The organism is Stenotrophomonas sp. PS02298 (assembly GCF_029959445.1).
Lineage (GTDB): Bacteria > Pseudomonadota > Gammaproteobacteria > Xanthomonadales > Xanthomonadaceae > Stenotrophomonas.
In genome coordinates this window covers 1-6692 of record NZ_JASCOR010000204.1, presented here as the reverse complement: position 1 = coordinate 6692, position 6692 = coordinate 1, and the positions used below count along the sequence as shown (strand labels likewise).

Annotated in this window: 6 protein-coding genes; 4 read left to right on the top strand and 2 right to left on the bottom strand. The window is 64.0% G+C overall.

What is annotated here, in order from left to right:
• Nucleotides 1–420: 420 nt before the first annotated feature.
• Together QMX78_RS19370 and QMX78_RS19365 are read left to right on the top strand one after the other, a co-directional pair.
• Nucleotides 421–1176, top strand: a complete 756-nt coding sequence (locus QMX78_RS19370) for a sulfurtransferase (RefSeq protein WP_282272637.1) — start codon at nt 421–423, stop codon at nt 1174–1176.
• Between the two features lie 109 nt (nt 1177–1285).
• A complete protein-coding gene (locus QMX78_RS19365; protein WP_282272632.1) occupies nt 1286–2281 on the top strand; it encodes an LLM class flavin-dependent oxidoreductase in 996 nt (331 codons plus the stop codon).
• A gap of 216 nt (nt 2282–2497) precedes the next feature.
• Here QMX78_RS19365 and QMX78_RS19360 read toward each other — a convergent pair whose 3' ends face one another.
• Both QMX78_RS19360 and QMX78_RS19355 read right to left on the bottom strand, forming a co-directional pair.
• On the bottom strand, nt 2498–3076 hold the full coding sequence (locus QMX78_RS19360; protein ID WP_282272634.1) for an exopolysaccharide biosynthesis protein: 579 nt from the start codon (nt 3074–3076) through the stop codon (nt 2498–2500).
• 79 nt (nt 3077–3155) lie between these two features.
• A complete protein-coding gene (locus tag QMX78_RS19355; protein WP_282272630.1) occupies nt 3156–4499 on the bottom strand; it encodes a hemolysin family protein in 1344 nt (447 codons plus the stop codon).
• A 276-nt stretch (nt 4500–4775) separates the two neighbouring features.
• On the opposite strand from QMX78_RS19355, the gene QMX78_RS19350 reads away from it, so the two are divergent.
• Together QMX78_RS19350 and QMX78_RS19345 are read left to right on the top strand one after the other, a co-directional pair.
• Nucleotides 4776–5402 (top strand): DUF47 family protein, encoded by a 627-nt coding sequence (locus QMX78_RS19350; RefSeq protein ID WP_057628278.1) that lies wholly within the window; start codon nt 4776–4778, stop codon nt 5400–5402.
• 12 nt (nt 5403–5414) lie between these two features.
• Nucleotides 5415–6536, top strand: a complete 1122-nt coding sequence (locus QMX78_RS19345; RefSeq protein ID WP_282272627.1) for an inorganic phosphate transporter — start codon at nt 5415–5417, stop codon at nt 6534–6536.
• The last annotated feature ends 156 nt before the right edge of the window (nt 6537–6692 follow it).

Here is a 6692-nt window from a genome sequence, read left to right as displayed (position 1 = left end):
GGAGTGGTGTAAACCCGCCCGGCGCCCGCCCTGGCCCCGCTGGCGGCGGGGCGGGTGGGGGCGGGGGGGGCGTTTGGGGCCCTCTGGCATTGCCAGTTTCGCGGCTTACGCCGCTCCTACAAACCCCGTTCACGTGTCGGCGGAAGCTTCACCTGTAGTGCCGACCCATGCTCGGCTGAGGCTTGACCGGGAACGCCCCTGCCGAGCATGGCTCGGCACTGCACTCCCGTCCTTTGCCGCAGGCAAGGGGGTGAAGAAGGCCTGCTTGCGCGCCACTGGCGCGCGGCCTGATGAACGACCGAAGGCTGTGCCTTCGGGCCGGGCGGGTTGGGGTGGCTGTTGGGCCTTTCAGGCATTGCCAGCTTCGCGGCTTACGCCGCTCCCGCAACGGCCGTGGGGCCGGTCGTTTAAACTATGCGCATGATCGTCAATACCGCTGCCTATCTTTTTGTTCCGCTGGCTGATGCCGAAGCCTTGACCGCCACCTTGCATGAACGCGCAAGGGCGCTGGAGCTGCGCGGCACCATCCTGATCGCGGAGGAGGGCATCAACCTGTTCCTCGCCGGTAGCAGTGAAGGTATCGAGAGCTTCTACAGCCAGCTCAAGGTCGACGCCCGCTTCGCTGACATGCGGATCAAGTACAGCCACAGCCAGATGCAGCCGTTCGCCAGGCTGAAGGCCAAGTTCAAGTCGGAAATCATCAGCTTCCGCCGCGAAGACGGCCAGCCGTTGGATTACCCGCGCGCACCCAGCGTGGCCCCGGCCACCGTGCAGCGTTGGTTGCGGCAGGGCCACGACGACGACGGCAAACGCGTGGTGATGCTGGATACGCGCAACTGGCAGGAATTCGCGCATGGCACCTTCGAGGGCGCGTTGACCCTGCCGATCGCCAAGTTCACCGATCTGCCGGCCGCACTGGAGCCGCACCGCGAGTCGCTGGCCGATGCCACCGTGGTCAGCTTCTGCACCGGCGGCATCCGCTGCGAGAAGGCGGCGCTGTGGATGCAGAACGATGGCATGCACAACGTGCTGCAGCTGGAAGGTGGCATCCTCGGTTACTTCGAGGAGGTCGGTGGTGAAGGCTATGACGGCCGCTGTTTCGTGTTTGATGAGCGCGTGGCGCTGGATGCGCAGCTGCAGCCGCTGGTGGACCGGCAGGACAGCGCCCAGGCCTGATCCCGCACCGACGGGGTGGGAAACAGTGTCCCGGTGGAAGTCGTGGTGACTGCATGGAGAATGCGAGGACGAACCCCATGTCCTTCGTATCGTCCACGGAGACCGCAGAATGATCCCCCTTTCCATCCTTGACCTGGCCCCGGTCTGCGAGGGCTCAACCCCGCAGCAGGCGTTTGCCAACATGCTGGAGTTGGCCCAGCACGCCGATCGCTGGGGCTATCACCGCTATTGGCTGGCCGAGCATCACAACATGCCCGGCATCGCCAGCGCCGCGACCGCGGTGCTGATCGGGCATGTGGCCGGTGGCACGTCGCGCATTCGCGTGGGTTCGGGTGGGGTGATGCTGCCCAATCATTCGCCGTTGCAAGTCGCCGAACAGTTCGGCACCTTGGCCTCGTTGTACCCGGACCGTATCGATCTGGGGCTTGGCCGGGCGCCCGGCACCGACCAACCCACCGCGCGCGCCTTGCGCCGCTACTTCGACAGCGCCGACCAGTTCCCGCAGGACGTTACCGAGCTGCTGCATTACTTCGCGCCGGTACAGCCCGGGCAGACGGTGCAGGCGGTGCCTGGTGGCGGCATCCCGGTGCCGGTGTGGTTGCTGGGCTCGAGCCTGTTCAGTGCGCGCCTGTCGGCAGCGATGGGCCTGCCGTTCGCGTTTGCCTCGCACTTCGCCCCGGATTCCATGGATGAGGCGTTGGCGCTGTATCGCCGCGACTTCCGTCCTTCCGAGCACTTGCAGGCGCCTTACGCGATCCTGGCCTTGAATGTGGTGGCCAGCGAATCGGAGGCCGAATCGAAGCGCTTGTTCACCAGCCTGCAGCAGACCTTCGTCAATCTGCGGCGCGGTACGCCGGGGCGTATCCCGCCGCCGGTGGATGACATCGAGGCGTTCTGGGCGCCGCATGAAAAGGCCGGTGTCGAGCGTGCCTTGGCCTGCAGCATCGTCGGTGATCCGACGCAGGTGGCCGAAGGCTTGGCGGCCTTTGTCGAGCGCCATCGCCCGGATGAAATGATGCTGGCTGCCAATATCTATGATCCAGCAGCGCGGCTGCGTTCGTTCGATCTCGCGATGCAGGCCTGGCAGCGGGTGGCGGCGGCGTAAGCCGTTTGCCCCCTCCCTTTCGCGCAGCGAAGGGGAGGGCTGGGGAGGGGTGTGCTTTTGCTGGTAAAGCCTCTTGCCGAGCATGGCTCGGCACTACGCTACTGCTCCCTCCCTTTGGCATAGCCAAGGGGAGGGTTGGGGAGGGGTGCTTTTTTGCTGGTAAAGCCTCTTGCCGAGCATGGCTCGGCACTACCGTCTACCGCCTACCGTGGGCGGTCAACTGGTCAGGCGCTCGAACAGCGCAATGCTCTCGCTGATCAGCTGGCCGGAGCCGAGGCCGAAGAACAGGCCGGCAGCAATCGCTGCCAACCAGTTGAACAGCATCAGCGCGCCATCGCGCTCGATCAGTGCCAGTGCGAACAACAGCAATTGGAAGCCGAACAGGTAGTTGGTGAACGGAATCGGTAGCGACAGCAGCAGACCGACCAGCAACAACAGCACGCCGGTCAGCATGCGCGCAGGTAATGGCACGGTCAGCACTGCCAGCCGTGGTTTCAGCATCCGGTCCAGGCGTTGCAGCGGTCGGCTGATCTTGCTCAGGAACCTGTGCACGGTGCTGCGCTTGGGGCCGCGTCTGGCAATGAAGCCCGGCAGCCACGGCCGCGACATGCCAAACAACAACTGGCTGCCGATCAGGAACACCAGTGGACTACTGACCGCACCGCCTATGCCCGGGATCGGGATGAAGGCGGGCAGGATGGCGATGAACAGGAATACGCCGAAGGCGCTCTGTTCCAGGCCTTGCAGAACCTTGCCAAGCGGCAGGTGTTCATCCGGATCGCCGCGTTCGAACATTGCCTGCAGGGTGCGGATGCCTTCGTTGCGATAGCCGCCGGCCTCGGTCCTGCTGGCGTCCGGCGTGGTGCCGTCCGGGTCAACCGGTGGTGTCATCGGCGTCTTCTTCAGGCAGCCTGCGCAGCAGCAGCTTGTCGATGCGGGCACCATCCAGGTCGACGATCTCGATGCGCCAGCCGGCCCAGTCGAAGTATTCGCCCGCGTGCGGAATGCGGCCGAAGTAATGCATGCACATGCCGGCGATGGTGTAGTAATCGCCTTCCTCCGCATCCGGCAGCTCGGCGCCGTTCATCAGTTCCTGAAGGTCGTCCACCGGCAGCGAGCCGTCGACCAGCAACGAGCCGTCTTCGCGCGTGACAACCAACGCGTCGTCGTCAGTGTTCTCGGTTGCCTGCAGGCGGCCAACCACGGCGCCCATCAGGTCGGAGATGGTCACCAGACCCTGGATCTCGCCGTACTCGTCCACCACCAGCGCCATTGACTGGTGTTCCTCGCGGAAGATCTCCAGCAGCTTCATCGCATGGGTGGACTCGGAGACGTACAGGGTCTCGCGCAGGTTCTCGAACAGGCTGTGGCTGCCGCCGCTGAGGCGGGTCACCAGGCTCTTGACCTCGAGGATGCCGGCAATGTCCTGGTCGTTGCCGCGATACACCGGGTAGCGCGAGAACGAATGGTCACGCATGGCGGACAGGTTCTTTTCCGGGTCGGCGTTGGTGTCCAGCCAGGCGATGCGGTTGCGCGGGGTCATCAGGCTGTCGGCGGTGCGGTCGCCCAGGCGCATGACGCGGTTCATCATGTCGCGCTCGTGGCTGTCGATCACGCCCTGCTCATGGCTTTCGGCCACCAGCATGCGGATCTCCTCTTCACTGACCGAGGCCGACTCGGTCTTGCCCAGGCCGAGCAGGCGCAGCACCAGCCGGGTGGAGTGCGAGAGCAGCCAGACGCCGGGGGCGGCGATACGGGCCAGCCAGCTCATTGGCACCGCGACAATGCCGGCGATGTCTTCGGAACGGGTCAAGGCGACACGTTTGGGCACCAGTTCGCCGAAGATCAGCGTCAGGTAGGTGATCAGCGCAACGGCCAGGGTCTTGCCGATGAACTCCGACCAGGGCTGGGTGGCGCCAAACAGCGAGAAGTTCGCCGACAGTGCCGGGAAAAGAGCCTGCAGGTGCTGGGCAATGGCGCCGCCGATGGCGTCACCGCCGTAAACACCGGTCAGGATGCCGATCAGGGTGATGCCGATCTGCACCGTGGACAGGAAATTCTCGGGCTTCTCGGACAGGGCCAGGGCGCGGGCGGCACGTTTGCTCGAGCTGGCCAGCTGCTTGAGGCGGCTCTTGCGCGAGGTCATGACCGACATTTCGGACATGGCAAAGAAGCCGTTGAGCAGAATCAAGGCCAGTACGATGAAAAATTCAAACACGGGTCTCTCCCCGGGTTGGTGACAGGGAGGGCGGGTGCTTGCAGTGGCGGCGGCCGCTCAGGGGCGGAATCCGGCGCTGTGGCGGGGGATAAGGGTCGTCGTCCATAGGGTGCGCCGCGAGGGCGCTTGGCGATATTAGCAAACCCCCGGGGCTCCGGTACGGCCGGCCGTTCACATTTCAGATGTAAAAAAGACGTCAGGAATACCCTGAATGCCATCTAGCCGTCATAATTCGCCCTTGGTGCCGTCCCTCCCGCGACGGCGAATAGGCTCCCCATGTTTTCGTTGCAGACCATCTTTGGCTCCGGCAAGCAGTTCTACACCTACCTCGACGAGGCCGCGCAGGCCGCCTATGACGGTGCCAAGGCACTGCACAGCATGATGCGCGAGGCCGATCGTCAGCCGGCGCTGGATGCGTTCAAACTCGCCCGTCTGCGCGAGCGCGCCGCTTCGGACAAGATCAGCCAGGCCTTGGTTGACAGCTTCATGACCCCGATCGAGCGCGAGGACATCGAAGCGCTGGGTTCGGCGCTGTACAAGATCCCCAAGCAGATCGAGAAGTTCGCCGACCGCTACTCGCTGGCCGTGCAGCACCTGGACCAGATCGACTTCGCCCCGCGCGCAGCGATGCTGGAACAGGCCGCAGGTGTCGTCGTGGAAATGGTCAATGACCTGCGCCACATGAATCTGGATCGCATGACCGCGCTCAACGAGAAGCTGCGTTCGCTGGAGAACGAGGCTGACCGTCTGATGCTGGAGCTGTACCGCGACATCTACTCCGGTCGCTTGGACAACCTGCAGATGTTCCTGCTCAAGGAATTCTTCGAGATCCTGGAAAAGGCCATCGACCGTTGCCGCGAAGCGGGCGTGGTGGCTTACCAGATCGTGCTCAAGAACAGCTGACGGGGACGCTCTATGCTCACCCTCGTCCTGGTGGTGATTCTGGCCGCGCTCGTCTTCGAGTTCATCAACGGCTTCCACGACACCGCCAATTCAATTGCCACCGTGGTGGCAACCAAGGTCCTGTCGCCCGGTTGGGCGGTGATGTTGGCCGCTTTCATGAACCTGATCGGCGCGCTCACCGGCACCGCGGTCGCGTTGACCATCGCCAATGGCCTGCTCAACACCGATGTGGTCGATGTGACCCCGCAGGTGATCCTGTGCGCGCTGCTTGGTGGCATCGTCTGGAACCTGATCACCTGGTGGAAAGGCCTGCCGTCCTCGTCGTCGCATGCACTGATTGGTGGCCTGTGTGGCGCCGGTCTGGCCGCTGCGCATAACAACTGGGATGCGCTGATCTGGTCGCAGAACCTCGGCAACTGGGCGCAGAACAAGGGCCTGTTGTGGAAGGTGTTCGTGCCGATGATCACCTCGCCGATCGCCGGCTTCCTGCTCGGCGTGGTGGTGATGTGCCTGTTGTGGGCGATCATCGCCGGCATGGCCCGCGTTGGCGGCATGCTCGGTCGGTTGGCGCGCCCGCGTTGGGTCAATGCCTTCTTCGGCAAGGCACAGATCGTGTCGGCGGCGTACATGGGTTTTGCCCACGGCCACAACGATGCGCAGAAGACCATGGGCATCATCGCCATGACCCTGATTGGTGCCGAGGCAACCGGCGCGTTGAATGACCTGCCGTCGTGGCTGGCCTTCATGCACCCGGATGCTCACGCTGGCGACGGTATCGCCATGTGGATCGTGCTGACCTGTGCAGTGGTGATGGCGGCCGGTACCGCTTCGGGCGGCTGGAAGATCATCAAGACCCTGGGCCACAAGATGGTCAAGCTGCACCCGATCCACGGCTTTGCCGCGGAGACCAGCTCGGCCACCATCCTGACCCTGGCTGCGCACTTCGGCATGCCGGTCTCGACCACCCACAGCATCTCCACCGCGATCATGGGTGTTGGCTTCGCCAAGAACCCGCGTTCGCTGCGCCTGGGCGTGATCGAGCGCATCCTGTGGGCCTGGATCCTGACGATCCCGGCGGCAGGTGGTTGTGCTTACCTGATCCTGCGTCTGTTCGAAATGGCGGGCTGGAACTGAGTCAGTCGGTTCGTAGTCTGCAGACAAAAACCCGCCAGTGATGGCGGGTTTTTTGTTGGGTCGAGCGGGGTGTTGTTGTGTTGTTTGTAGGAGCGGCGTGAGCCGCGAAGCTCGCACATCATCAGGTGGCAAAAGGCCCCTGTCTTGTCGGCAATG

Coding starts and splice junctions, on each gene's coding strand:
- QMX78_RS19370 (WP_282272637.1), top strand. CDS start 421: ATGATCGTCAATACCGCTGCCTATCTTTTTGTTCCGCTGGCTGATGCC.
- QMX78_RS19365 (WP_282272632.1), top strand. CDS start 1,286: ATGATCCCCCTTTCCATCCTTGACCTGGCCCCGGTCTGCGAGGGCTCA.
- QMX78_RS19360 (WP_282272634.1), bottom strand. CDS start 3,076: ATGTTCGAACGCGGCGATCCGGATGAACACCTGCCGCTTGGCAAGGTT.
- QMX78_RS19350 (WP_057628278.1), top strand. CDS start 4,776: ATGTTTTCGTTGCAGACCATCTTTGGCTCCGGCAAGCAGTTCTACACC.
- QMX78_RS19345 (WP_282272627.1), top strand. CDS start 5,415: ATGCTCACCCTCGTCCTGGTGGTGATTCTGGCCGCGCTCGTCTTCGAG.